The 23496-nt window shown below is 58.6% G+C and carries 20 protein-coding genes, 14 tRNA genes and 1 pseudogene; 4 read left to right on the forward strand and 31 right to left on the reverse strand.

The annotated features are described in order from the left end of the window. Window positions 1-14: 14 nt before the first annotated feature. Window positions 15-881 (forward strand): D-hexose-6-phosphate mutarotase, encoded by an 867-nt coding sequence (locus tag ACPDZI_RS18030; protein ID WP_438833576.1) that lies wholly within the window; start codon window positions 15-17, stop codon window positions 879-881. A gap of 70 nt (window positions 882-951) precedes the next feature. Here the strand turns inward: ACPDZI_RS18030 and nadA are convergent, their stop codons facing one another. Next, a complete protein-coding gene (gene nadA / locus ACPDZI_RS18035) occupies window positions 952-2025 on the reverse strand; it encodes a quinolinate synthase NadA (RefSeq protein WP_438833578.1) in 1074 nt (357 codons plus the stop codon). Window positions 2026-2165: 140 nt separating this feature from the next. On the opposite strand from nadA, the gene ACPDZI_RS18040 reads away from it, so the two are divergent. Further along, window positions 2166-4271 carry a methyl-accepting chemotaxis protein gene (locus tag ACPDZI_RS18040; RefSeq protein WP_438833579.1) on the forward strand — a complete coding sequence of 702 codons (2106 nt, stop codon included), beginning with the start codon at window positions 2166-2168 and terminating at the stop codon, window positions 4269-4271. A gap of 49 nt (window positions 4272-4320) precedes the next feature. On the opposite strand, the gene ACPDZI_RS18045 is transcribed toward ACPDZI_RS18040, so the two are convergent. The 27 genes and pseudogenes from ACPDZI_RS18045 to ruvA all read right to left on the reverse strand — a co-directional run bounded on the left by ACPDZI_RS18045 (window position 4321) and on the right by ruvA (window position 17333). Then, window positions 4321-4396, reverse strand: a tRNA-Val gene (locus tag ACPDZI_RS18045). 17 nt (window positions 4397-4413) lie between these two features. Next, a tRNA-Lys gene (locus ACPDZI_RS18050) sits at window positions 4414-4489 on the reverse strand. A 22-nt stretch (window positions 4490-4511) separates the two neighbouring features. Beyond that, window positions 4512-4587 (reverse strand) — tRNA-Val (locus ACPDZI_RS18055). 17 nt (window positions 4588-4604) lie between these two features. Then, window positions 4605-4680 (reverse strand) — tRNA-Lys (locus ACPDZI_RS18060). Between the two features lie 23 nt (window positions 4681-4703). Further along, window positions 4704-4779: transfer RNA gene (locus ACPDZI_RS18065), tRNA-Val, on the reverse strand. Between the two features lie 17 nt (window positions 4780-4796). Continuing rightward, window positions 4797-4872 (reverse strand) — tRNA-Lys (locus ACPDZI_RS18070). A 23-nt stretch (window positions 4873-4895) separates the two neighbouring features. Next, window positions 4896-4971, reverse strand: a tRNA-Val gene (locus tag ACPDZI_RS18075). Between the two features lie 17 nt (window positions 4972-4988). Then, a tRNA-Lys gene (locus tag ACPDZI_RS18080) sits at window positions 4989-5064 on the reverse strand. Window positions 5065-5089: 25 nt separating this feature from the next. Beyond that, a tRNA-Val gene (locus tag ACPDZI_RS18085) sits at window positions 5090-5165 on the reverse strand. Between the two features lie 17 nt (window positions 5166-5182). Further along, window positions 5183-5258: transfer RNA gene (locus ACPDZI_RS18090), tRNA-Lys, on the reverse strand. A gap of 25 nt (window positions 5259-5283) precedes the next feature. Continuing rightward, window positions 5284-5359, reverse strand: a tRNA-Val gene (locus ACPDZI_RS18095). A gap of 21 nt (window positions 5360-5380) precedes the next feature. After that, window positions 5381-5456 (reverse strand) — tRNA-Lys (locus ACPDZI_RS18100). 48 nt (window positions 5457-5504) lie between these two features. Further along, window positions 5505-5580 (reverse strand) — tRNA-Val (locus ACPDZI_RS18105). A 31-nt stretch (window positions 5581-5611) separates the two neighbouring features. Then, window positions 5612-5687 (reverse strand) — tRNA-Lys (locus ACPDZI_RS18110). A 174-nt stretch (window positions 5688-5861) separates the two neighbouring features. Continuing rightward, a complete protein-coding gene (ybgF, locus tag ACPDZI_RS18115; protein ID WP_024945827.1) occupies window positions 5862-6671 on the reverse strand; it encodes a tol-pal system protein YbgF in 810 nt (269 codons plus the stop codon). Window positions 6672-6829: 158 nt separating this feature from the next. Then, window positions 6830-7354 carry a peptidoglycan-associated lipoprotein Pal gene (gene pal, locus ACPDZI_RS18120; protein WP_005304908.1) on the reverse strand — a complete coding sequence of 175 codons (525 nt, stop codon included), beginning with the start codon at window positions 7352-7354 and terminating at the stop codon, window positions 6830-6832. Window positions 7355-7403: 49 nt separating this feature from the next. Then, window positions 7404-8729 carry a Tol-Pal system beta propeller repeat protein TolB gene (gene tolB / locus ACPDZI_RS18125; RefSeq protein WP_076361802.1) on the reverse strand — a complete coding sequence of 442 codons (1326 nt, stop codon included), beginning with the start codon at window positions 8727-8729 and terminating at the stop codon, window positions 7404-7406. 94 nt (window positions 8730-8823) lie between these two features. After that, window positions 8824-9987: a cell envelope integrity protein TolA gene (gene tolA / locus ACPDZI_RS18130; protein ID WP_011707364.1), complete on the reverse strand. Its 1164-nt coding sequence runs from the start codon at window positions 9985-9987 to the stop codon at window positions 8824-8826. Window positions 9988-9992: 5 nt separating this feature from the next. After that, the gene (tolR, locus tag ACPDZI_RS18135; protein WP_011707365.1) at window positions 9993-10439 is read right to left on the reverse strand and encodes a protein TolR; all 447 of its coding nucleotides are present in this window, start codon (window positions 10437-10439) and stop codon (window positions 9993-9995) included. Next, on the reverse strand, window positions 10439-11128 hold the full coding sequence (gene tolQ / locus ACPDZI_RS18140; protein ID WP_011707366.1) for a protein TolQ: 690 nt from the start codon (window positions 11126-11128) through the stop codon (window positions 10439-10441). Before tolQ ends, tolR begins: the two co-directional genes overlap by 1 nt. Beyond that, window positions 11118-11525 (reverse strand): tol-pal system-associated acyl-CoA thioesterase, encoded by a 408-nt coding sequence (gene ybgC, locus ACPDZI_RS18145; protein ID WP_011707367.1) that lies wholly within the window; start codon window positions 11523-11525, stop codon window positions 11118-11120. The genes tolQ and ybgC overlap by 11 nt, the downstream gene beginning before the upstream one ends. Window positions 11526-11630: 105 nt before the next feature. After that, window positions 11631-11942 carry a cyd operon YbgE family protein gene (locus ACPDZI_RS18150; protein ID WP_039213707.1) on the reverse strand — a complete coding sequence of 104 codons (312 nt, stop codon included), beginning with the start codon at window positions 11940-11942 and terminating at the stop codon, window positions 11631-11633. After that, window positions 11929-12045, reverse strand: coding sequence for a cytochrome bd-I oxidase subunit CydX (gene cydX, locus ACPDZI_RS18155; protein ID WP_005304933.1), 117 nt, complete (start codon window positions 12043-12045; stop codon window positions 11929-11931). Before cydX ends, ACPDZI_RS18150 begins: the two co-directional genes overlap by 14 nt. 14 nt (window positions 12046-12059) lie before the next feature. Continuing rightward, the gene (gene cydB / locus ACPDZI_RS18160; protein ID WP_076361803.1) at window positions 12060-13196 is read right to left on the reverse strand and encodes a cytochrome d ubiquinol oxidase subunit II; all 1137 of its coding nucleotides are present in this window, start codon (window positions 13194-13196) and stop codon (window positions 12060-12062) included. 12 nt (window positions 13197-13208) lie between these two features. Continuing rightward, complete coding sequence (gene cydA / locus ACPDZI_RS18165; RefSeq protein ID WP_076361804.1) at window positions 13209-14765, reverse strand: cytochrome ubiquinol oxidase subunit I; 1557 nt, start codon at window positions 14763-14765, stop codon at window positions 13209-13211. A 935-nt stretch (window positions 14766-15700) separates the two neighbouring features. Then, complete coding sequence (gene ruvB, locus ACPDZI_RS18170; protein WP_011707371.1) at window positions 15701-16711, reverse strand: Holliday junction branch migration DNA helicase RuvB; 1011 nt, start codon at window positions 16709-16711, stop codon at window positions 15701-15703. Window positions 16712-16719: 8 nt separating this feature from the next. Continuing rightward, window positions 16720-17333, reverse strand: a pseudogene (gene ruvA / locus ACPDZI_RS18175) (Holliday junction branch migration protein RuvA). 238 nt (window positions 17334-17571) lie between these two features. Here ruvA and ACPDZI_RS18180 point away from each other — a divergent pair. Beyond that, a complete protein-coding gene (locus ACPDZI_RS18180; protein WP_438833580.1) occupies window positions 17572-19581 on the forward strand; it encodes a methyl-accepting chemotaxis protein in 2010 nt (669 codons plus the stop codon). Between the two features lie 135 nt (window positions 19582-19716). Beyond that, the gene (locus ACPDZI_RS18185; RefSeq protein ID WP_438833581.1) at window positions 19717-21441 is read left to right on the forward strand and encodes a proline--tRNA ligase; all 1725 of its coding nucleotides are present in this window, start codon (window positions 19717-19719) and stop codon (window positions 21439-21441) included. Between the two features lie 85 nt (window positions 21442-21526). Here the strand turns inward: ACPDZI_RS18185 and ACPDZI_RS18190 are convergent, their stop codons facing one another. The 3 genes from ACPDZI_RS18190 to ACPDZI_RS18200 form a co-directional block, all read right to left on the reverse strand. Next, a complete protein-coding gene (locus tag ACPDZI_RS18190; protein WP_011707375.1) occupies window positions 21527-22204 on the reverse strand; it encodes an SDR family oxidoreductase in 678 nt (225 codons plus the stop codon). Window positions 22205-22268: 64 nt separating this feature from the next. Then, window positions 22269-22898, reverse strand: coding sequence for a TIGR04219 family outer membrane beta-barrel protein (locus ACPDZI_RS18195; protein WP_011707376.1), 630 nt, complete (start codon window positions 22896-22898; stop codon window positions 22269-22271). 95 nt (window positions 22899-22993) lie between these two features. Further along, the gene (locus tag ACPDZI_RS18200; RefSeq protein WP_011707377.1) at window positions 22994-23434 is read right to left on the reverse strand and encodes a copper chaperone PCu(A)C; all 441 of its coding nucleotides are present in this window, start codon (window positions 23432-23434) and stop codon (window positions 22994-22996) included. Between the last annotated feature and the right edge of the window lie 62 nt (window positions 23435-23496).

The following is a 23496-nucleotide window of genomic DNA, read 5'->3' on the forward strand; positions in this document are numbered from 1 at the left end:
GCACAGGAGTCCTCATGCAACCGACACGCTCTCTGACTGCCTACTGTACCCTCAGCCACCACCCGGCTGGCCAACCCCTGCTGACCGTCGACAACGGCTACGCCAAGGCAGAAATTAGTCTGTTTGGCGCCCACGTGCTGAGCTACCAGCGTCACGACGAACCCGCCTCCATCTGGCTCAGCGACAAGGCAGTGCTGAATGGCAGCAAACCCATTCGCGGTGGCATTCCCCTCTGCTGGCCCTGGTTCGGCCCGGCCCCTGCCCGCGTCGGCAGCGGCAAGCCCTCCCACGGCTTTGCCCGCACCAGCCTGTGGACGCTGGACGGTGTTTCCGATCACGGTGACGGTACACTCGTCCATCTGTCTCTGCGTGACAACGAGGCAACCCGTCAGCTCTGGCCTCATGCCTTCGAGCTGGAGCTCGACGTGCTGGTCGGCAAGGAGCTGGCCCTGGTACTGACCACCCGCAACACCGGCAAAGCGCCGCTCGCCTACAGCGGTGCTCTGCACACCTACCTGCAGATAAGTTCACCGGAGTCAGTAAGTGTCAGCGGCCTTGGCGAACCCTACGCCGACAAACTGACTGGCCAGAATGGCCTGCAGCAGGGTCCTCTGCCCCTGAACGGCCCGCTGGATCGGGTCTATTGGCAGCCTGCGGCGCACGTCAGCATCCAGGATGGCGAACGCGAGACCCGGGTAGTCAGCGGCAACCACGACAGCGTGGTGGTCTGGACCCCCTGGCTGGAAGGTGCCCGTGCCATGGCCGACATGAGCGATGATGGTTATCGCACCATGCTCTGCGTCGAAGCAGCCATCGCCAGCGAGGCAGGCGTGACCGTCGCACCGGATGAAGAGCACAGCTTCTCCACCGTGATAATCTGAGCCGAATGAGGTTCAGATAAATAAAGAGGGCTCCCGCAGGAGCCCTCTTTGCATCTCTTCATCACCCCAGTCAGGCATTGCCCTGGGTCTTGAGCTTGAGCTCGGCGGCGAAGTTGAGCATGCGGTCGAGCGGGATCAGGGCTTTCACCCGCAGATCCTCGTCCACCAGGATTTCGTGACACTCGGCGCCATCGGTGAGGGCCTCCTTGATGGCCACCAGGCCGTTCATCGCCATCCAGGGGCAGTGGGCACAACTACGGCAAGTCGCGCCATCACCACCGGTCGGTGCTTCCACCATCTCTTTCTCCGGGCAGGCCTGCTGCATCTTGTAGAAGATGCCCCGATCGGTCGCCACGATGAGCTTCTGCTGGGGCAGCTCCTTGGCCGCCTTGATCAGCTGGCTGGTGGAACCCACCGCATCGGCCAGCTCGATCACCGAGGCGGGGGACTCCGGGTGGACCAGCACGGCGGCATCCGGATTCTGCTCCTTCAGCTCACGCAGGGCACGAGCCTTGAACTCGTCGTGGACGATACAGTGCCCCTGCCAGCGCAACATCTCGGCGCCAGTCTTCTTCTCGATATAGGCACCGAGGTGACGGTCCGGGCCCCAGATGATCTTGTGACCCTGGCTGTCCAGATGTTCGACGATCTCCAGCGCGATACTGGAGGTGACCACCCAGTCCGCCCGCGCCTTGACCGCCGCAGAGGTGTTGGCGTAGACCACCACGATATGGTCGGGATAGGCGTCACAGAAGGCGGAGAACTGCTCGATGGGGCAACCCAGATCAAGCGAACACTCGGCCTCCAGCGTCGGCATCAGGACTCGTTTGTGGGGGCTCAGGATCTTGGAGGTCTCTCCCATGAAGCGCACCCCGGCGACGATCAGGGTCTGTGCGGCGTGATCTCGACCAAAACGGGCCATCTCGAGGGAGTCACCGACGAAACCACCCGTCTCCTCCGCCAGCGCCTGAATTTCGGGATCCGTGTAGTAGTGGGCGACCAGCACCGCCTTGCGCTCCTTGAGCAGTGCCTTGATGTCTGCGATCAGGGTCGTCTTCTGCTCGGCGCTCAGGGGAAGGGGCTTGGCCGGAAACGGATAGTCCATCTCGACTACCGGCGGGACATTGTTCAGTGCATTGCTCATTGCGACTGTTCCATCAACGCTTGGAAAGGCAAAAATTATAACCAGAAGCAGCGCACAAACCCATCAACAAATCCGGTGCTGCGCAAGTGTCCGAATATACTCAAGTAATTCGTTGTCATTCTTGCCAAAGGAGTTGTCGAATGAAACAACGCTCTCTCAAGACCAAACTGCTAATGCTCACCATGGGGCTGTTTCTCGCCAGCGGCCTCGCCATGACCCTGATGCAGTCCTCCTCCCTGAACACCCTGCGCAGCAACATCGTCAGCCAGACCCGCCAGGCGCTGGAGCAGGAAGTCTCCCGTACCCTGCAGTTCCAGGCTGAACGCTATGCGGTGCAGATAGCCGACCTGTTGCAACAGTCCTATCAGGTGCCGCTGGGCATGGCGGCACAGCTGGAGGGCAGCATGGCGCAGCCGGACAGGCTGCTTAGCCGTCCCCAGATCGAGACACTGCTTCACAGTCGACTGCAGCAAGCGGGCGGCATCAGCTCCATCTACGCCCAGTTTGAACCCGATGGGTACGACGGCCAGGATGCCAGCTGGCAGACCGGCGCCCCCCACTCCGTCGCCGGTAAGGGCAGCCTGGAAATTTATTTCACTCGCGACCAGGGCGGCCAGATCAGCCAGCAGCCAGTGGATGCCGCCACCAGTGCCGCCAAATACGATACCTCGGTCAACGAATTCGGCATTCGCAACAGCGAATGGTATCTGTGTGGCCGCGACACCCTGCGCCCCTGCCTGATGGAGCCCTACCTCTACGAGATAAGCCCAGGCAACAAGATGCTGATGACCAGCCTGACGGTACCCGTTCTGAAAGCCGGCAAGTTTGCCGGCATCACCGGCGTCGACATGAACCTGCCCATCTTCCAGCAACTGGCCGAGAACCTCGGCAAGAGCCTGTATGACAACCAGGCCGAGGTCACCCTGGTCAGCAAGATGGGCCTCATCGTCGGCAGCAACCGTCACGCCGACAAGCTGGGACGGCCGCTGACGGAAGCCGGCCTCACCGCCCCCACCGGCCAGGAGCAGGACACCGAGACCGATTTCATCCTGCAACAGCCGGTCAGGATCGACGCCGCCGACACCCAGTGGTGGCTGATGCTCAAGGTGCCCAAGGCGCTGGCACTCAGCCAGGCCAACACCATCAGCAACCAGCTTGGCGACTTGCTGCAGGCCACCCAGCAACAACAGCTTATCGCCATCGTCATCATTACCCTGCTAGCGCTGGCGCTGCTCATCTGGTTCATCCAGACCATCACGGCCCCTCTCTCCCTCATCAGCCGCCATGTATCCCACCTCTCCAGCAACGAGGGGGACCTGACCCAGCAGATGAGGATAGATACCCACCAGGAGCTGATCGAGCTGGGCGGCCACCTCAACGCCTTCCTCGGCAAGTTGCGCGGCATGGTGCAAGGTAGCAAGCAAATCGGCCAGCAGGTGCACCAGCAGGCCCAGGGCATGAAGCAGACAGCCGACACCATGCGCAGCAGTCTGGACGAGCAGAGCCTAGAGCTGGAGAGCGTGGTCAGTGCCATGCATCAGATGAGCACCACTGCGGTCAGCGTGGCGGGCTATGCCGAGCAGGCAGCCCAAGAGTCGGAAACGGCCACCCATCACATCAGCACGGCACAGCAGACCCTGAGCCGTGCCCGCACCGAGATCCATACCCTGGTTGAAGACATGCACCTCGCCGACAAGGCCGTCGCCCAGGTGGCTCAGCGCAGCACCAACATCAGCCGTATTCTCGACGTGATCAGGGCCATCGCCGAGCAGACCAACCTGCTGGCGCTCAATGCGGCCATCGAGGCGGCGCGCGCGGGTGATATGGGGCGCGGTTTTGCCGTGGTGGCGGACGAAGTGCGGGCGCTGGCCAACAAGACCCGGGAGTCCACCGACGAGATAGGTCAGCTCATCGGCAGCCTGCAGACCGAGGTCAACAGCAGCCAGCAGTTGATGAGTACCGGCATCACTCGCTCGGCCAGCACGGTGGAAGGGACGGAGCAGGCTTTTGAGGCCCTCAATCAGGTGGTCACCCAGATCCAGCAGATCCACGATCACATCAGCCAGGTGGCCACGGCGGCCGAGCAGCAGAGCGCCGTCAGCGACACCATCAACCAGAATCTGATGCGGATCGGCGACGCCGCCACCACCCTGGGGCAGGAGGCCAACGCCAGCCATCACCTGAGCGAGCAGCTGGAGCAGGCTGCCACGGCACTGGCTACCCAGCTCGATCGACTGAGAACCTGATGCCGAACGGCCATAAAAAAAGCCCGCATTGCTGCGGGCTTTTTCAATCTGGTGGTCGTTACTGGGATCGAACCAGTGACCCCCTCCTTGTAAGGGAGGTGCTCTCCCAGCTGAGCTAAACGACCTGGGATTCTTGAAATGATGGTGGGTCGTGCTGGATTCGAACCAGCGACCAATTGATTAAAAGTCAACTGCTCTACCGACTGAGCTAACGACCCATCTAAATCATTTTTTACAAACTGGTGGTCGTTACTGGGATCGAACCAGTGACCCCCTCCTTGTAAGGGAGGTGCTCTCCCAGCTGAGCTAAACGACCTGGGATTCTTGAAATGATGGTGGGTCGTGCTGGATTCGAACCAGCGACCAATTGATTAAAAGTCAACTGCTCTACCGACTGAGCTAACGACCCATCTAAATCATTTTTTACAAACTTGGTGGTCGTTACTGGGATCGAACCAGTGACCCCCTCCTTGTAAGGGAGGTGCTCTCCCAGCTGAGCTAAACGACCTGGGATTCTTGAAATGATGGTGGGTCGTGCTGGATTCGAACCAGCGACCAATTGATTAAAAGTCAACTGCTCTACCGACTGAGCTAACGACCCATCTAAATCATTTTTTACAAACTTGGTGGTCGTTACTGGGATCGAACCAGTGACCCCCTCCTTGTAAGGGAGGTGCTCTCCCAGCTGAGCTAAACGACCTGGGATTCTTGAAATGATGGTGGGTCGTGCTGGATTCGAACCAGCGACCAATTGATTAAAAGTCAACTGCTCTACCGACTGAGCTAACGACCCATCTAAATCATTTTTTTTACAAACTTGGTGGTCGTTACTGGGATCGAACCAGTGACCCCCTCCTTGTAAGGGAGGTGCTCTCCCAGCTGAGCTAAACGACCTGGGATTCTTGAAATGATGGTGGGTCGTGCTGGATTCGAACCAGCGACCAATTGATTAAAAGTCAACTGCTCTACCGACTGAGCTAACGACCCATCTAAATCATTTTTTTTACAAACTTGGTGGTCGTTACTGGGATCGAACCAGTGACCCCCTCCTTGTAAGGGAGGTGCTCTCCCAGCTGAGCTAAACGACCTGGGAATTCTTGTGGCCAGATTGGTGGGTCGTGTAGGGATCGAACCTACGACCAATTGATTAAGAGTCAACTGCTCTACCGACTGAGCTAACGACCCACACCGACTTGCCTGGCACACTGTTTGCCTTGGCAAACAGTTTAAAACTGGTGGTCGCTACTGGGATCGAACCAGTGACCCCCTCCTTGTAAGGGAGGTGCTCTCCCAGCTGAGCTAAGCGACCTGGGAATGCTGTCTCCACCTTGTGGAGAGAATGGTGGGTCGTGCTGGATTCGAACCAGCGACCAATTGATTAAAAGTCAACTGCTCTACCGACTGAGCTAACGACCCTCACCACGACCAGGACCGACTGCAATACTGCACCGGCTCTGACGGCGGCCTATATTACGGATTTATCATCCTGGCGCAATAGAAAAATCTTAAATTCAATCTGTTTGTTCATTGCGCATACAAAGCGGGGCTGTATTTACAAGACTGTTACGAAAACAGTGACATGCAGCAATGTTACAGCTTGCTCAAACTCTGCTTGGCCAGTTGGGCCGGCGAGGTGTTCGGGTAACCCTTGATCACCTGCTCATAGAAGTTCTTCGCTTCCGCCTTCTTGCCGTCAAGCTGTGCCAGCATGCCCAGCTTCAACAGCGCATCGGCTCGCTTGGGCGACTTGCTGAACTTGGTTGCCACCGTGGTGAACTGGGCAGCAGCGCCCGTCCGGTCACCTTTGTTGAACAACAGCTGACCCAGCCAGTAATGGGCATTGGGGACATAGCTCGAGCTTGGATACTGTTTGATGAACCCTTCGAAGGCGGGGATGGCCTTGTCGTAGTTCTTCTCCTTGAGCACCATGTTTACGGCCGCATCGTAGGCCTGGTTCTCATTCAGGTTGGTCGAGTAGTTGGCCGCAGCAGCCGGTGTGGCGCTTGCAGCGGCGGCGGCCGGGGCTGCTGGCGTAGCAGCAGGCTGGCTGTTGGCCACCTTGTCAAGCTCCTGATAGAGCTGACGCTGACGCTCTTGCGACTGTTCCATCTGGTAGGTCTGCTGTTCCAGCTGACCGCGCAGCTCGGAGACCTCCCCCTGCAGGGAGTCGACCTGCTGCTGCAATTCGGCTTGCAGCCGCAGACGGGCATTGAGGGTGCGCTCCAGCAGGGCAACCCTATCTTCCAGGCTGCCGGTAGGCACGATGGCGCCGTTGTTGCCGCTAAGGACAACTCCGCCACCCGAGTCACCACTCAGATCGCTGACGGGAGCCGCCGCCTGCGCATTCAGAGCAACCAATACGGCCAGCGCAACAACAGCTTGCTTGTACACAGATTTCATTCGGATCAAACCTTAGCGTTTAGGGCAAATAAAACGGCCAGCGCCATCGTCGCTCGCTTATGCAGATTTCATTCGGATCAAACCTTGGCGTTTAGTGCAAATAAAACGGCCATCGAGATGGCCGCTTGCATATAAACGAACTTCGTTCGGTTTAAACCTTAGTAAACCAGAACCGCACGGCGGTTTTTGGCAAAGGCATCCTCGGTGTGGGACATGTCCAGCGGCTTCTCTTCGCCATAGCTGACGATGGAGAGCTGCTCGGCCTGCACACCCAGGGTTTGCAGATACTTGGCAACGGCCTTGGCACGACGCTCGCCCAGGGCGATGTTGTACTCCGGAGTACCGCGCTCGTCGGCGTGACCTTCGATCAGGACTTTAACGCTCGGGCGCTCGCGCAGGTAGCTGGCGTGGGCATCCAGCAGATCAGCGTACTGACCCTGGATATCGTAACCGTCGAACGGGAAGTAGATCACGTTGTCACGTTGCAGCGCTTCGAACTTCTGACGCATCTGCTCTTCCGGGGACAACATGCCGTTGGCGCCGCCGGTTTGTACACCGCCCATGCCGTCGGTCATACCTGACTCGGCGCCAGCGGCGTCAGAATCAGAAGAAGAGCTACAAGCGGCCAGGGTGAACAGTGGCAGTGCGATGGCCAAACCCTTGAGCAGTTTATTGAGTTGCATGCTATTTCCTTAAACCTTTATAACAAAACAAAAAACAATTGGATTTTTATCAATTCAAGAAGGGCGACCAAGCTGGTGCACGAATTTCACCGCTACTGGTCGGAAGCACAGCCTTGAAGCGACCATCAGTCGACACCAACGCGAGACTCTTACGACCCTGATAGATGGTGGCATAAATGATCATGCTGCCATTGGGAGCCACACTTGGCGACTCATCCAGCGCACTCTGGGTAAGGACCAGCAGGGCATTGTTTTCCATGTCCTGGCGGGCAATACGGTACTGCCCCTGAACACGAGTCACCATCACCATGATTTTGCCATCAGGAGTGATGGATGCGCCCTGGTTGGATTCACCTTCCCAAGTCATCCGGCGAGTCATACCAGTCGCCAAATTTACGCTATAAATCTGGGGTTTGCCACCACGTTCAGAGGTGAACAACAAATTTTGCCCGTCCGGCATCCAGGAGGGTTCGGTGTCGATCACCCGGCTTGTTGTGACGCGGGTCAGCTGCTTGCTAGCGACATCAACCACATAGAGGTTCGGTGACCCATCCTTGGAGAGAACGATAGCCAGACGACGACCATCCGGAGACCACTCAGGCGCGCCGTTGATCCCGCGGAAACTGGTGATCAGGCTGCGCTGCTGGGTGTAGATATCCTGCACGTAGATCTCGGACTTCTGGTTCTCGAAACTCACGTAGGCCAGCTTGCTGCCATCCGGCGACCAGGAGGGAGACATCAGCGGCTCGCGGGAGCGCAGCAGGGTCTTCTCGTTGTAGCCGTCGTAATCAGAAATGCGCAGCTGATACGGGAACTGGGTACCCTGCTGGACGGAGACATAAGCCAGGCGGGTCAGGAAGGCCCCACGCTCGCCGGTCAGACGCTCATAGACGATGTCGGAGATGCGGTGAGCGAACTGACGCATCTGGGCACCCGGGATGGTCGCCATGCGGCTATCCAGGATGTAGCCGTTGCTCTCGCCACCTTGCGCCTTGGCCAGCTGGCCCTTCAGCACGTCGACCAGCTCGAAGTTGATCTTGTAGGTACCGTCACCGACAGCGGCAATGGAACCGACCACCACGGCCTCGACCCCTTGCGAAGCCCATGGTGCGAAGTTGATTTCGCCGCTGGTGCTCGGCGTCTGCGGCATCTGGCCACGAGCCAGCGGCTTGAACTTGCCGCTGCGCATCAGGTCGTTGGAGACCACTTCCGCGATGTCCTGCGGCAACTGGCCATTGCCTTCCCACTTGAAGGGGGCGACCGCAATGGGTCGGGCACTGTCGATACCGCCAGTGATGACGATGTCCAAGGCCGCCTGGGCACTCTGGCCCAGCAACAAACAGCCAACCAAAGCAAAAAACACTTTTCTTATCATGGCTTAAATACTCGGTTCCAAAAAAATGAGAGATTAACTTCCTTTCTCGGCAAGATGCTGCCAACCACGCTACACGATTTACCTTACCCAGGCCTTAGATGCTCGGTTCCAACTTGAGGTTGAACTCCTTCAACATCTCGAACGCCGCAGGATCCTTCGGCACCGGCAGTTGGTTGGCCTTCAATACGGCCGCCTTGCCGGAACGACATACCGCCGGGTCACCCTGGCCGTTATCTACCGAGATGACAAAGCCAGTGCTCGCAAGACGTACGCCGATAGTACATGTTTTGCCCCGCATGGTGGGATCCAAAATCATATATCGCTCAACAGTCGCCTTGATGAGTGCCGCGTATTTGTCGACCTCGCCCTGCGCTGCAGCTGATGCCGCCTGACTACGGGCATTGGCCTCAGCCGCCAGCTGCTGCTGCATCATGTCTTCCATCTCTTTTTGCAGCTTGGCCTCCTCGGCCGCCTTGCGCTTGCGCTCTGCCGCGATCTTGGCCTGCTTGTCGGCCTCCGCCTTGGCTTTCTTCTCTGCGTCAGCTTTTGCCTTCTTGGCGGCCTCTTCCTTGGCCTCCTTGGCTTTCTTGTCGGCTTCGGCCTTGGCCTTTTTCTCGGCCTCCGCCTTGGCTTTCTTGTCCGCTTCGGCCTTGGCTTTCTTCTCAGCCTCCTGCTTGGCCTTCTTCTCGGCTTCAGCCTTCTTGGCTGCGTCCGCCTTGGCCTGCTTCTCTTCGGCCTCTTTCTTCTCTTGTTCCTTTTTCTTCTTCAGCGCCAGCGCCTTGCTCTCTTCTTCCGCGGCCTTGCGCTCGGCTTCCACCTTCTTGGCTTTCTGCTCTTCCAGCTTGCGGGCTTCCTCGGCCTTCTGGGCCTTCTCTTCCGCCTGCTTCTGCTCGGCCACCTTCTTCTGTTTTTCAGCCTCGGCCTTGCGGGTGGCCTCTTCGGCCTCCTTGCGCTTGGTCTCGGCGATACGCAGCCGCTCCTGCTGCTGGGCCAGCTCGCGCTTGGCGATGTCCGTGTCTTCCTTATCCTTCTCTTTCTCTACCTTCTGCGGCTTGGGCTGAGACTTCTGCTGCTGGATCTGCTTGGCCTGCTCGTTGAGGAAATTCTCGTCGAGCATGACGGCATTGACGATCTGTCCCTTCGACTCGGGTCGCTTCGGCTTGCTGAAGTCGAGCCCGACAAACAGGATGATGCCGATGATCAGGTGCAGCAGAAGCGACGCGATGAGATAACCGGAAATACCACGCTTCACATCCATCTCCGTCAGTTCACCGGATCCGTCATCAGGCCGACCTGAGGCACACCCGCTTTCTTGAGGGCCACCATCAGCAGGATCACCTCTTCATAGCGCACCGACTTGTCGCCGGCGACCACCACGGGGGCGTTCTGGTTGATGGCCAGATAGCCCATGGCCTTCTCGGTGATGTATTGCTGCATCGCCTCGGGAGTACCAGCAGGCACCGGTTCGTCATCCGCCTCACCGGCCTTGATGACGTACTCGCCTTCGGTGTTGACGCTGACGATGAAGGGCGGCTTGGCATCTTCCGGCAACTGCTCGGATTCCGCCTGCGGCAGGTCAACCTTGACCCCTTGCGTGATCACGGGCGTCACCGCCATGAAGATGATAAGCAGCACCAGCATGACGTCGATATAGGGAACCACGTTGATCTCGGCCACCTTCTTGCGCCGGATCCGCTGATAGGTTTGCATTACTGATCACCCTGCTGCTGAGCAATTTGACGGTTCAGAATGGTGGTGAACTCGTCCATGAAGTTGGCGTAGGCGTTTTCCAGCCGCTCGACCTTGTTGGAGAAGCGGTTGTAGAAGATAACGGCCGGGATAGCGGCAAACAGACCCATGGCGGTGGCGATCAGCGCTTCCGCGATACCGGGTGCCACCATCTGCAGGGTAGCCTGCTGCACCTGACCCAGGGCGATAAAGGCGTTCATGATCCCCCAGACGGTACCAAACAGACCGATGTAGGGGCTGATGGATCCGATGGTCGCCAGCACCGGCAGGTTGGATTCCAGTTCGTCCACGGCGCGGGAAAGGGAGACCCGCATGGCACGGTAAGTACCGTCCATCACCGCATCCTGACCACGGGCACCGGCCTTGAGCAGACGTGCGTACTCCTTGAAGCCGGAGTAGAAGATGTCTTCCATCCCTTCGATGTCGTCGCGACGGGAGGAGGACTCCTGGTAGAGACGGTTCAGATCAACTCCGGACCAGAATCTGTCTTCAAATTGCTCCGATGCGAGATTGGCTGCCTTGATGGCCTTGGAACGCTGGATGATCAGCGCCCAGGAGACTACCGACATACCCATCAGGGTCATCATGACCAGTTTTACCAGCAGGCTGGCTTGCCAAAACAGGCCAATAAACGAAATTTCAGCGTGCACTTAACAGCACTCCCTTCACATTTTCAGGTATTGCAACAGGTTTCATATGCGGATGACTGACACAGGCTATCTGTACCATGGCCTGGGTGATCAGTCGTCCATCAGCCGCCAGTATCCGTTGTGAAAAACGCATGGAGGCACGTTTCACTTCAGTCACTTGCGTTAATACAGTCAAAAGCTCATTAAATCGGGCCGCCGAGCGGAAATCGATCTCTGTTCGACTCACCACAAACGCGAACCCGTCGCGCAGCATGACATCCTGTTCGATGCCGCCGCAGCGCAGGAACTCGGTGCGAGCACGTTCCATAAACTTGAGATAATTGGCGTTGTAGACGATGCCCCCGGCATCGGTGTCTTCGTAGTAGACCCGTACCGGAAACTCAGAGACTTCCCCCATAACAATCTGTGATCCATTCGACAGTCAGATGGGGGGCTATCATAGCGCAGGGCTGAATAGGAAAGAAGCAGGGGGAAGCAGGGAAATCCTGCCTCCCCCCGTTTTTTATGAAAGGAAATAGCCTTGGGTCAACCAGAGCCCATATAACAAACTGGGCCAGGCGAGCCAGGGGCAAAACAGCACACGACCGATGAGGCTGCGGGGGTGAAATCCCAGCCCGTGCATGACGCCACAACAGACCGCCCACATCAGCCAGGGCGCGAGCCAGAGCCCGTGCTCGCTGGTATTGGCGGCCACCAGGTTGGGAGCCTGTAAAATGGCGACGGCCAACAGGGCCGCCGCCAACAGCATCAACCCCTGCCAGGGTTGGCGCTCCAATGGAGCGGCCAACCGGGCGAGTCGATCACTTGTTCTCATCGATCTGGCGATCCATGTTCTCGGTGTGCTCCAGCCAGAGCGCATTGATGATGCCGAATGCGCAAGCCAGCAACAGACCCAGGATCCAGGTGAAATACCACATATCAGGGCACCTTCTTAGTAGAGCGATTGTTGGTTGTCTTCGATGTGCTTGCTGGTCACCCGGCCGAACATCTTGATGTAGGTCCACAGGGTATAACCCAGCACAATCGGTACGAAGATGGCAGCCGCCACCGTCATCACCTTGAGGGTGTTGAAGGAGGCAGTGGCATCCCACATGGTCAGGCTCAGTGACGGCTCAAGACTGGAAGGCATCACGAACGGGAACATGGAGAAGCCTGCAGTCAGGATCACGCCGGCAACCGCCAGGGAGGAGGTAGTGAACGCCAGCCAGCCCTTGTTCAGTTTGGCGAACAGTGCGGTCAACAGGCTCATGGCCAGACCCAGCACCGGCGCTGCAACCATCCAGGGATAGAGGCTGTAGTTGTTCATCCAGGCTCCGGCCTGACGCACCACTTCCTTGTTCATCGGATTGGAAACGGCATCGGTCGCGGCCGCCTTGACCACCACATAGCCTTCCATGCCGCTGACCCAGAAACCGGCCAGACCGAACAACACCAGAGTCAGCAGCGAGCAGATCATGGCGGCAGTGCGGGAGCGGGCCAGCACTTCACCGTCGGTCTTCATCATCAGCCAGGTCGCACCCTGAGTGACCAGCATGAACAGGCTGACCAGGCCGGCCAGCAGGCCGAAGGGATTGAGCAGACCGAAGAAGTTGCCGTGATAGGTCAGCATCATGAACTGGTTGAAGTCGAACGGTACGCCCTGCAGCAGGTTGCCGAATGCCACGCCAAACACGATGGGCGGTACGGCACTGCCGGCGAACAGCGCCCAGTCCCAGTTGCTGCGCCACTTGGCGTCTTCACGCAGGGAGCGGTACTTGAAACCGACCGGACGGAAGAACAGGGCCATCAGCGTCAGGATCATGGCGATGTAGAAGCCGGAGAAGGCTGCAGCATAGACCATGGGCCAGGCGGCAAACAGGGCACCACCGGCAGTCACCAGCCATACCTGGTTGCCTTCCCAGTGCGGTCCCATGGTATTGAGCATCACCCGACGCTCGACATCCTTCTTGCCGACGAAGGGGAGCAGTGCGCCCACCCCCATATCGAAGCCGTCGGTGATGGCGAAACCGATCAGCAAGACACCGACCAGCACCCACCAGACCAGACGCAACATTTCGTAATCAAACATGGGTTACTCTCCTTATGCCTTGCTCTGTTCGAAGTGGTACTTGCCCGTCTTCAGGCTGCTTGGGCCCAGACGCGCATACTTGAACATCAGGTACATCTCGATGATCAGCAGTACGGTATAGAACAGGCAGATCCCGATCAGGGAGAACCAGATCTCGGACGCCGGCACATTGGATGCAGAGACAGAGGTCGGCAACACTTCGGCTATCGTCCAGGGCTGACGGCCATACTCAGCGACAAACCAGCCGCACTCGATGGCGATCCAGGGCAAGGGGATACCGTACAGCAGCGCCTTGAGCAGCCATTTGCGCTCGCCGATCTTGTGACGGGTGCTGTCATAGAAGGCCAGACCGATCAGCAGCAGCATCAGCATGCCGCAGGCAACCATGATGCGGAAGGCGAAGAACAGCGGCGCAACCTGCGGGATGGAGTCATCCACGGCAGCCTTGATCTGTTCATCGGTGGCATCGGTGACGTTGTTGGTGTAGCGCTTGAGCAGCAGACCGTAGCCCAGATCCTGCTTCACTTCATCGAAGCGGGCACGGGTATCGTCGGACTTGTCGCCGGATTGCAGCTTGGTCAGCAGGTCGTAGGCGGTCATGCCGTTGCGCACGCGCAGCTCATGCTCGCTCTTCAGATCCTTGAGGCCGGTGACCTGACCATCCAGGGAACGGGTAGCGATGATGCCGAGGGCATAAGGGATCTTGATGGCGTAGTCGGTGCGCATCTCTTCCTGGTTCGGAATGCCGAACAGGGTAAAGGAGGCAGGTGCCGGCTCGGTGTTCCACTCAGCCTCGATGGCCGCCAGTTTCACCTTCTGCACTTCACCGGTCTCGTAACCGGACTCGTCACCGAGGATCAGCACGGAGAGGATGGAAGCCATACCGAAAGCGGCTGCGATGGCGAAGGAGCGACGGGCAAAGGCCACATCACGATGCTTGAGCAGGTAGTAGGAAGAGATACCCAGCACGAACATGGCGCCCGTGGTGTAGCCAGCCGCAACGGTATGCACGAACTTGACCTGGGCAACCGGGTTGAACACCAGATCGGCGAAGCTCACCATCTCCATCCGCATGGATTCGAAGTTGAACTCGGCACCGACCGGGTTCTGCATCCAGCCGTTGGCCACCAGGATCCAGAGGGCGGAGAGGTTGGTCCCCAGTGCCATCAGCCAGGTCGCAGCCAGGTGCTGACGCTTGGAGAGGCGATCCCAACCGAAGAAGAACATACCGACGAAGGTGGATTCCAGGAAGAAGGCCATCAAGCCTTCGATGGCCAGCGGGGCCCCGAAGATATCACCGACGTAGTGGGAGTAGTAAGCCCAGTTGGTACCGAACTGAAACTCCATGGTCAGCCCTGTGGTGACCCCAAGGGCAAAGTTGATACCAAACAACTTGCCCCAGAACTTGGTCATGTCCCGGTAGACAGGGTTGTTGGTCATCACATAGACAGACTCCATGATCGCCAGAATGAAGGCCATTCCGAGCGTCAGGGGCACAAACAGGAAGTGATAAAGGGCCGTCGCAGCGAATTGGAACCGCGATAGGTCTACCACATGCTCAGCAATCATGATGTTTCCTCACCGATTATTGGCACGGCTATTTTAAGTTTTAAGGACAAAGCTTCCGTTGGAAGTCCCCGAATTATCGGTCATGTTCCAGTTTTGCACTGACGACCGGATTCGACTGCCACCACATTAACAACAAGGCAATAACAAGGAACAAAAAAAGCTAATGTTTAACAATTGCAAAACAATTCAGCTTGCTTTATTCCCGCCCATAATGACCTGAGTTTTATATCACCTTTATTTGATTGAAATCAATGTAAAACCATCATAAATACATGCCTTTTAAAGGCATTTTCACTGCTGATGAGATTTATTTTAGAGAGCTGCGTCACAAAAAAACAAAGATCGCAAATCATTGATTTAAATCAAATTTATATTTATCACCAATTAGTAATGGTTCTGTTAAAAAACAACTGGCAAGGTCGTTTTCATAATGTTTCCTGTGGCTGAGTCGGGTTCGAATAAAGCTAATTAAAAACCACTAAAAACGCATGTTCATGCTAATTCCACAAGCCGGCAATATGATTAGTTAATCTAATCTGAGATGGGTAATTTTTCTTGTTTGTCCGAGTCCGGTAGAGCTCCTACAATGCGCCTCGCAGTGAGGGCATACCCTTGGATACAGGCCGGTCAATCTGGGTTCCCGGTACGTATTCGATGAACATTTCGAACCTGTTTATTGGAATCAAAGATGAAAAAGTTTGTTGCTAAAACCATCCGTTACTACAAGCTTTCGTTCGTGCAGCTCTATCAAATGAACCGACTCTGAGGCCTCGCGACGGCTCCTCTGTTTTTTACCGGTCTGTCTCCAGACGCACTCACTGTCTGTGAACATCCATCCTGAATTGTCTTTGCCCACCGCATCCGCAGTGGGCTTTTTTTTACCTGGATAACAAAAAACCGCCTCTGGCGGCGGTTTTTTGTTCAATCAGCTATTTTCACCCTTCATCTGGCCGTTGCAGGCCAAAATGCGCATAAGCTCTTGGTGTCGCGATCCGCCCTCTGGGTGTACGTTGCAGATAGCCCTGCTGGATCAGATAAGGCTCGAGTACATCCTCGATAGTGTCCTTCTCTTCCCCGATGGCAGCTGCCAGGTTGTCGAGCCCCACAGGCCCGCCCAGAAACTTGTCTATCACAGCCAACAATAACTTGCGGTCCATGAAGTCGAAGCCTTCATTATCCACGTCCAGCATGTCCATGGCTCGGGCAGCTATGGGTCCATCGATACGGCCGTCAGATTTTACCTGGGCAAAATCGCGCACCCGACGCAACAAACGGTTAGCAATTCGCGGCGTACCGCGCGAACGACGCGCCACCTCCAGTGCACCGTCTTCCGTCATGTCGAGCCCGAGGCAACGGGCGCTGCGCGCGACGATGTCGGTCAAGTCCTTGACGTTGTAGAACTCGAGCCGTTGCACTATGCCAAAACGATCCCGCAGCGGACTGGTGAGGGAGCCAGCCCGGGTAGTGGCACCAATCAGGGTGAAGGGAGGCAGATCGAGCTTGATGGAACGGGCCGCGGGCCCCTCCCCGATCATGATGTCGAGCTGGTAATCCTCCATCGCCGGGTAGAGCACCTCCTCCACCACCGGACTGAGCCGGTGGATCTCGTCGATGAACAACACATCGTTCGGTTCGAGGTTGGTGAGCAGTGCCGCCAGATCGCCGGCCTTCTCCAGCACCGGGCCGGAGGTGGTCTTGATGTTGACCCCCATCTCGTTGGCAACGATGTTGGCCAGCGTCGTCTTGCCAAGCCCCGGCGGGCCGAAGATCAACAGGTGATCGAGCGCCTCGCCACGCTGGCGCGCCGCCGCGATGAAGATCTCCATCTGCTCGCAGACGGGATCCTGACCGGTGTAATCGGCCAGCAGCTTGGGCCGGATGGCCCGATCGATGACTTCCTCTTCCCGCCCGCCGGAGGCGGAGATGAGACGATCCGCTTCAATCATTGTCTACCTCACACCAGGCTGCGCAGTGCTTCACGGATGATATCTTCCACCGACATGCCATCGGCAGCGACCTTGCTGACGATCTGGCTGGCCTGCTGCGGCTTGTAGCCAAGCGCCACCAGCGCGCTGGCCGCCTCTTCGCTCGAATCCGGCGCCCGCAGGGCACTCTCTCTGGCAGGCAGGGTGATCTCGGCCGGCGAGAAGAGATCGTGGCTGACCCAACCCTTGAGGCGGTCCTTCATCTCCACCACCAGCCGCTCGGCGGTCTTCTTGCCCACTCCCGGCAACTTGACCAGGGAGCTGATCTCTTCGCGCTCGACGCTCAGCACGAACTGGGTGGCGGTCATGCCGGAGAGGATGGCCAGCGCCAGCTTGGGACCAACCCCGTTGGTCTTGATCAGCTCGCGAAACAGCGCACGCTCCTGCTTGTGATTGAAGCCGTAGAGCAACTGGGCATCTTCCCGCACCACGAAGTGGGTGTGGATGGTCGCCTCCTTGCCAATCTCGGGCAGATCATAGAAGCAGCTCATGGGCATCTGTACCTCATAGCCCACCCCCCGACCTCCAGCAGTACCTCGGGGGGTTGTTTCTCAATGACTACGCCTCTCAAGCGACCAATCACGGCTCTCTCCTCGCCAAACCAGCTATCTGTAAATTGGCTCATAGCATAAAGAATAACTGGATAAGTATCCAGCATAGGGCGATGAGGAGCAGGGCGGATTCTCGGCACGTTCGCCCATTGCCAGCCATGCTTGGATCCGGGCATGGCAACAACTTTATTTTTCATCGGGAATGGCGGATTTCAACCATTGATAAAACACTGAATTGGGTTTGTTCGGAACCAAGGAAGGTCCTGCATCATGAAAATAGTCACCACATCGAATCTCGGGCTGACCATTCTGCTCAGCTGCACGCTGGGGATGGGTATCGTCGGCTGGTATGGCAGCCAGCGGCTGGCGGACTTGCTCTCCTATGTGTTGGGCGCCGCCTGGCAGACTGCCGACGGCGCCATGGAAGGGTCCATCGAGCTAGGCAACCAGTCGCTCTACATCCAGAAGATGCTCAGAGGGATGCCGCTCGACGAGCCGGAGCTGCAACGCGCCAGAGCGGCCACCGCCGACGCCATGCGCCGGGTGGGGGAAGGCCAGCTGATTGACGCCAGCGCCATCAACTCGATGGAGCAGCAACATCTGGCCTATCAGCAGCAACAGGAGCAGTTGCTGGGACTCTACAAGGCCTTTACCAGCGTCGATCAGGCGCTGCGCGCCAGCTCGGAGCGCATGTCCCGCCTCTCGACCCAGCTTGAGGTGGTGGGGGACGGCGCGGTCGAGAGCCTGACCCAGTCGCCGGATCAGGCCATCAGCTGGAATGGCGGTCTGGCTACCCGCTGGCATGCTGCCGATGGCGGTATGGAGGCCAACATCGGCTTCCTGCGCCAGCTCTATGCGCTGGAGAAGATGCAGAGCGAAGGGCCGACTCCCGCCATCCAGGCCGAGATGAAGGAGGCGACCCGTTTCTATCAGGAGGCGGTCGACGCCATGCTGGGTACCGGCATGTTTGATGTGCCCGGCGAAGGAGAGTTTGCCGGCCAGTCGCTGGCAACCCAGTACCGCACCTTGCACACCGAGGTGCAGCGGCTGATGGTACAGTGGATGGCGGCACTGGGCGAGTATCAGAGCCAACTGGTCAACTATGAACGCAGCGCCGACCAGCTCAAGCAGCAACTGGTCGAGGTCGAGGCCAAGGGGGACGCTACGGTCGAGGATCAGGTGAACCAGCTCAACAGCATCATCAGCCACACCAAGAACCTGCTGCTGGGGGGTCTGCTGTTGAGCCTGCTGCTAGTGACACTGTGCGGCTTCTGGCTGGTGCGCACCATCGTCAAACCCCTGCTGCAGGTCAATCAACGCATGCAGGACATCGCGGCAGGCGAAGGCGACCTCAATGCCCGCATCAATCTCAAGCGCGACGACGAGATTGGCTCGCTGGCCGGCAGCGTGGATCGCTTCATCGAGAAACTGCAGAAGATGATCAGCTCCACCATGGACAATAACCAGCACATCAGCGAGCACGTCCACACCTCGGTCAACCGGGTCGAAGCCATCAGCCAGAGCAGCCGCCAGACCGCCGAACACGCCCAGGCACTGCACCACGACAGCGAGCAGATGGTCCAGGTCGCCACCTCCATTTCGGATAACTGCAGCCTGGCGGCCCAAAACGCCAACGAGGTACGCCAGCTCACCGCCGAGAGCAGCCAATACGTGACCTCCGCCAGCAACGGCATGCAGCGGGTAGTGGTGGAGGTGGGCGAGTGCGCCAACGCTATCAACGCCCTCAAGGAGCAGGCCAGCCAGATTGGCCAGATCATCTCCACCATCAGCAGCATTTCGGAGCAGACCAACCTGCTGGCGCTCAACGCCGCCATCGAGGCGGCCCGGGCCGGCGAGATGGGCCGCGGCTTTGCCGTGGTGGCCGACGAGGTTCGCACCCTGGCCAATCGCACCGCCTCCTCCAGCGCCGAAATAACCGAGGTGATCAACAGCATCCAGCAACAGACCGAGAAAGCCTATCTGATGATGCAGCGTAATCTGAAGACGGTGGAATCCGGCATGGAGGACTCTGACAACACCAGGCAGATCCTGTTCAAGGTGGAAGAGGCCATCGACCATCTGGCGGACATGGTGCAACAGGTAGCCGATGCTACCGGCCAGCTCTCCCATACCCTCAGCCACACCTCGGACAAGGTCTCCGGCATCAGCCTGCAGGCCCAGACCGGCGAGCAGGAGGCGCAGGAGTGCCTGCAGCTCGCCTCCTCCCTGCATCAGGCCAGCCTGCTGCAACAGCGCCTGCTGTCGCAATTTCGGGTCTGACCAACGCGGGGGCGATGCCCCCGCTTTCTCCCGTCGTACGAATTTAGCCCTTGGGCCGCAGGGTCCGGCCTGTTAAAATTCCGCTCTTGAAATTATCCAGGGCCCAGCCGCCCGTCTTAGCTAAGGTCTACCGCGATGCGTACCAGCCAATATCTGCTTTCCACTCTCAAGGAAACCCCGTCCGATGCCGAGATCGTCAGCCACCAGCTGATGCTGCGCGCCGGCATGATCCGCAAACTGGCCTCCGGCATGTATGCCTGGCTGCCGTCCGGTCTGCGGGTTTTGAAAAAAATCGAGAACATTGTTCGCGAAGAGATGAACAATGCTGGTGCCATCGAAGTCTCCATGCCGGTGGTGCAGCCCGCCGAGCTGTGGCAGGAGTCCGGCCGCTGGGATGACTACGGTCCCGAGCTGTGCCGTCTGACCGACCGTCACAACCGCCCCTTCGTGCTGGGTCCGACCCACGAAGAGGTGATCACCTCGCTGGTGCGTTACGAAGTGAACAGCTACAAGCAGCTGCCGCTCAACCTCTACCAGATCCAGACCAAGTTCCGCGATGAAGTGCGTCCCCGCTTCGGCGTGATGCGCGGCCGCGAATTCCTGATGAAGGACGCCTACTCCTTCCACATCGACAAGGAATCTCTGGTCGATACCTACGAGAAGATGCACGCAGCCTACTGCAAGGCGTTCACCCGCATGGGGCTGAACTTCCGTCCGGTGCAGGCCGATACCGGCTCCATCGGTGGTACCGGTTCCCACGAATTCCAGGTGCTGGCCGAGAGCGGTGAAGACTTGATCGCCTTCTCCGATACATCAGATTACGCCGCCAACATCGAGATGGCCGAAGCGCTGGCACCGGCTGGCGAGCGCCCTGCCGCCACCACGGCCCTGACCAAGGTCGCCACTCCGGCCGTCCACACCATCGACGAAGTGGCCGCCTTCCTGAACGTGGCTCCGAGCGCCATCGCCAAGACCCTGCTGGTGCTGGGTGAAGAGGACGAGCACGGCAACCAGGCTGTCATCGCGCTGGTACTGCGTGGCGACCACGAGCTGAACGAAATCAAGGCCGAGAAGCTGCCGGGCGTTGCCAACCCGCTGACCTTCGCCAACGACGAGCAGATCAAGGCTGCCGCCGGTTGCGACGCAGGCTCCATCGGTCCGGTCGGTTTTGCCGGTCGCATCATCGCCGATCGCAGCGCCGCCCATCTGGCGGACTTCGTCTGTGGCGCCAACGAGACCGGCTTCCACCTGACCGGTGCCAACTGGGATCGCGACATCGCGACCTACGAAGTTGCCGACCTGCGCAACGTGGTAGAAGGCGACCCGAGCCCGTGCGGCCAGGGCAAGCTGCTGCTCAAGCGCGGCATCGAAGTGGGCCATATCTTCCAGCTGGGTACCAAGTACTCAGAAGCCATGAAGGCGAGCGTTCTGAACGAAGGCGGCAAGTCCGTCACCATGGAGATGGGTTGCTACGGTATCGGGGTTTCCCGTCTGGTGGCTGCCGCCATCGAGCAGAACAACGACCAGTACGGCATCATCTGGCCGGAAGCCATCGCCCCGTTCGAAGTGGCCATCGTGCCGATGAACATGCACAAGTCCGAGCGCGTGGCCGAGCAGGCACAGCAGTTCTACACCGAGCTGAGAGCCGCCGGTGTCGACGTGCTGTTCGACGACCGTAAAGAGCGCCCGGGCGTGATGTTCGCCGACATGGAGCTGCTGGGTGTGCCGCACGCCATTGTCATCGGCGACCGCGGTCTGGACAACGGCGTGGTGGAGTACAAGTGCCGCCGCACCGGCGAGAAGCAGGAAGTGGCAATCAGCGAGATCGTTGCCCTGCTCAAGGCCAAGCTGGGCCGTTAATTCTGCCCCTTGCCCCCATAAAAAAGCGCGCCATTAGGCGCGCTTTTTGTTTTCTGCCGCAGGGCAGAGGCGAGACTGGCCGCAGCTAGTTGCGACCGATGAAGAGATCGGTCACATGGCAGCTGCTTCTGGCTTCCAGCGCATCCAGCATGTAGGCAGCGGCGTCTTCCGGGGTCATGAAGCCGCTGCTGTCCACGTGATCCGAGTTGTCCCAGAATTCACTGCGGATCCCGCTCGGATAGAGATTCACCAGCCGCAGCGGCGAGCCTTTCAGCTCGGCCCGCAACGACTCCAGAAAACCGCGCATACCCCACTTGGAGGCGCAGTAGAGGCTCTCGTTGGCCTTGCCCACCTGGGCGGCGGAGGAGAGCACGTTGGCCAGTACGCCGCCCTTGTCGCCGATGAGGCGCACCGTCTGCTGGGCCACCAGAATGGTGGAAATGAGGTTGCTCTCCACCACCCGACGGATCTGCTCGGCGGTATAGACGCCGACCGGGCCGAACTCGCCCACGCCGGCGCAGTGCAGCACCAGCTCAGGCAGGCCGCCCCACTCCACCGCAGCGGCAAACGCCACGTCCACTTCCTCGTGATGGGCCAGATCGGCGGCGATGCCGATCACCGCCTTGCCGAGCAACTCCTCCTGCTCCTGCAGCCTCTGATAACGACGCCCCATCATGGAGACCTGATGACCGCGCTCAACCAGACCTATGGTGAGCGCCCGGCCCAGACCAGACCCCGCCCCCGTCACTATGATATGACCCATGCTCTTTCCTCGTCGGATGCCGCCATCGGGATGATGGGGGCATCGTCATCAGCCGTTGCCGGAATTAGAAGGTGAATTCGCCACCGATGAACCAGCCGTCGACCCGCTGGTCAACGCGATCGAAGTCCATGCTCGCATCACGCCAGCCGGCACGTACCTTGAGCGGTACGGTCGCGAACTTGTAGGAGCCACCCAGACGGTAGTCGTAGTTGTCGGCATCCTGCACGCGGGCATCGCCGAAAGCGGCAAAGCCGGTACCCGGGATGCGCACTTCGGCGCCGGTGTAAGCCATCAGCACGTCCTTGTCATAGGAGTAGTGCTGGGTGTTGAAATCACCATCGTAGCGACGACCGGTCAGACCCAGATCGATCTGGAACAGGTCGTTGTTGAACAGGCGATAGTAGAGGCTCAGATCATACGCCATCAGATCGTTGTTGAGGGCACCGCCACTGGTACCGAAATCGGAGATCTCGAACTTGGCGTTGGGCAGCAGGATGATGCCGTGCTCCAGTTGCAGGTAGCCGCTCCAGTTGTAGTTCTCGTCGTAGCTGCCGTTGGCCCCGACACCGTTGATCTGGCCGCTGCCCTGAGCATTCCATACATCGGTACCGGCAGCGAAACGCCAGTCATCGGCAGCCATGGCTGCCTGGCTGAACAGGGCCAGTACGCAACCGGCAATCAAGGTCTTCTTCATCACGTCACTCTCTATCTATGGACTGGAAAGGCCATCATTTTACCCAGTGCGACGGGAATACACAGTGTAAAAAACTGAACAAGCGTCCATTAATGTCAGTGCTGCATGCCAGCCATGGGTTCAATCGGCTTCACCGGCAGGCTCAACTCCAGCTTCTGGCCATCATCCATGGTCAATGTCAGCGGGAAAGGGGTGCCTTGGGAGAGCTCGCGCACCTCGAACAGCATGATGTGAAAGCTGCCGGGTTTGAGCGCCACTTCGCCCTTGGCCGGCACCTCGATACTCTCGACCTGGCGCATCTTCATCACACCGTTCTCATGCAGATGAGTGTGCAGCTCGGCGCGGCCCACCTCGGGCGAGGCGGCAGCCACCAGCTTGACCGGCTGATCGGCATCATTCTTCAGCACCAGAAAGGCGGCGGTGTTGGGCGAGCCCGGCGGCAGCAGGCGCACATAGCCGTCGACAGCCTCGACCTTGGCCAGGGCGGGAGCAGCCAACCCCAAGGCCAGCAGGGAATAGAACGCACGTTTAAACATGGTTGAAATCCTTTTATGATGTTGTTAAACGCAGCAAAGATTACCGCAGCGGTAAGCTTTTG

The organism is Aeromonas oralensis (assembly GCF_049665575.1).
In the GTDB taxonomy this organism is placed as follows: domain Bacteria; phylum Pseudomonadota; class Gammaproteobacteria; order Enterobacterales; family Aeromonadaceae; genus Aeromonas; species Aeromonas hydrophila.

Bases quoted from the DNA above. Each gene is read 5' to 3' on its own strand.
- ACPDZI_RS18200 (WP_011707377.1), bottom strand. From the start codon at position 23,434: ATGTTTAAACGTGCGTTCTATTCCCTGCTGGCCTTGGGGTTGGCTGCT.
- ybgC (WP_011707367.1), bottom strand. From the start codon at position 11,525: ATGGGGGAAGTCTCTGAGTTTCCGGTACGGGTCTACTACGAAGACACC.
- cydA (WP_076361804.1), bottom strand. From the start codon at position 14,765: ATGATTGCTGAGCATGTGGTAGACCTATCGCGGTTCCAATTCGCTGCG.
- ruvB (WP_011707371.1), bottom strand. From the start codon at position 16,711: ATGATTGAAGCGGATCGTCTCATCTCCGCCTCCGGCGGGCGGGAAGAG.
- ybgF (WP_024945827.1), bottom strand. From the start codon at position 6,671: ATGAAATCTGTGTACAAGCAAGCTGTTGTTGCGCTGGCCGTATTGGTT.
- tolA (WP_011707364.1), bottom strand. From the start codon at position 9,987: ATGGATGTGAAGCGTGGTATTTCCGGTTATCTCATCGCGTCGCTTCTG.
- ACPDZI_RS18185 (WP_438833581.1), top strand. From the start codon at position 19,717: ATGCGTACCAGCCAATATCTGCTTTCCACTCTCAAGGAAACCCCGTCC.
- cydB (WP_076361803.1), bottom strand. From the start codon at position 13,196: ATGTTTGATTACGAAATGTTGCGTCTGGTCTGGTGGGTGCTGGTCGGT.
- tolB (WP_076361802.1), bottom strand. From the start codon at position 8,729: ATGATAAGAAAAGTGTTTTTTGCTTTGGTTGGCTGTTTGTTGCTGGGC.
- ACPDZI_RS18040 (WP_438833579.1), top strand. From the start codon at position 2,166: ATGAAACAACGCTCTCTCAAGACCAAACTGCTAATGCTCACCATGGGG.
- ACPDZI_RS18150 (WP_039213707.1), bottom strand. From the start codon at position 11,942: ATGAGAACAAGTGATCGACTCGCCCGGTTGGCCGCTCCATTGGAGCGC.
- nadA (WP_438833578.1), bottom strand. From the start codon at position 2,025: ATGAGCAATGCACTGAACAATGTCCCGCCGGTAGTCGAGATGGACTAT.
- ACPDZI_RS18195 (WP_011707376.1), bottom strand. From the start codon at position 22,898: ATGAAGAAGACCTTGATTGCCGGTTGCGTACTGGCCCTGTTCAGCCAG.
- cydX (WP_005304933.1), bottom strand. From the start codon at position 12,045: ATGTGGTATTTCACCTGGATCCTGGGTCTGTTGCTGGCTTGCGCATTC.
- ACPDZI_RS18180 (WP_438833580.1), top strand. From the start codon at position 17,572: ATGAAAATAGTCACCACATCGAATCTCGGGCTGACCATTCTGCTCAGC.
- tolR (WP_011707365.1), bottom strand. From the start codon at position 10,439: ATGCAAACCTATCAGCGGATCCGGCGCAAGAAGGTGGCCGAGATCAAC.
- ACPDZI_RS18190 (WP_011707375.1), bottom strand. From the start codon at position 22,204: ATGGGTCATATCATAGTGACGGGGGCGGGGTCTGGTCTGGGCCGGGCG.
- ACPDZI_RS18030 (WP_438833576.1), top strand. From the start codon at position 15: ATGCAACCGACACGCTCTCTGACTGCCTACTGTACCCTCAGCCACCAC.
- pal (WP_005304908.1), bottom strand. From the start codon at position 7,354: ATGCAACTCAATAAACTGCTCAAGGGTTTGGCCATCGCACTGCCACTG.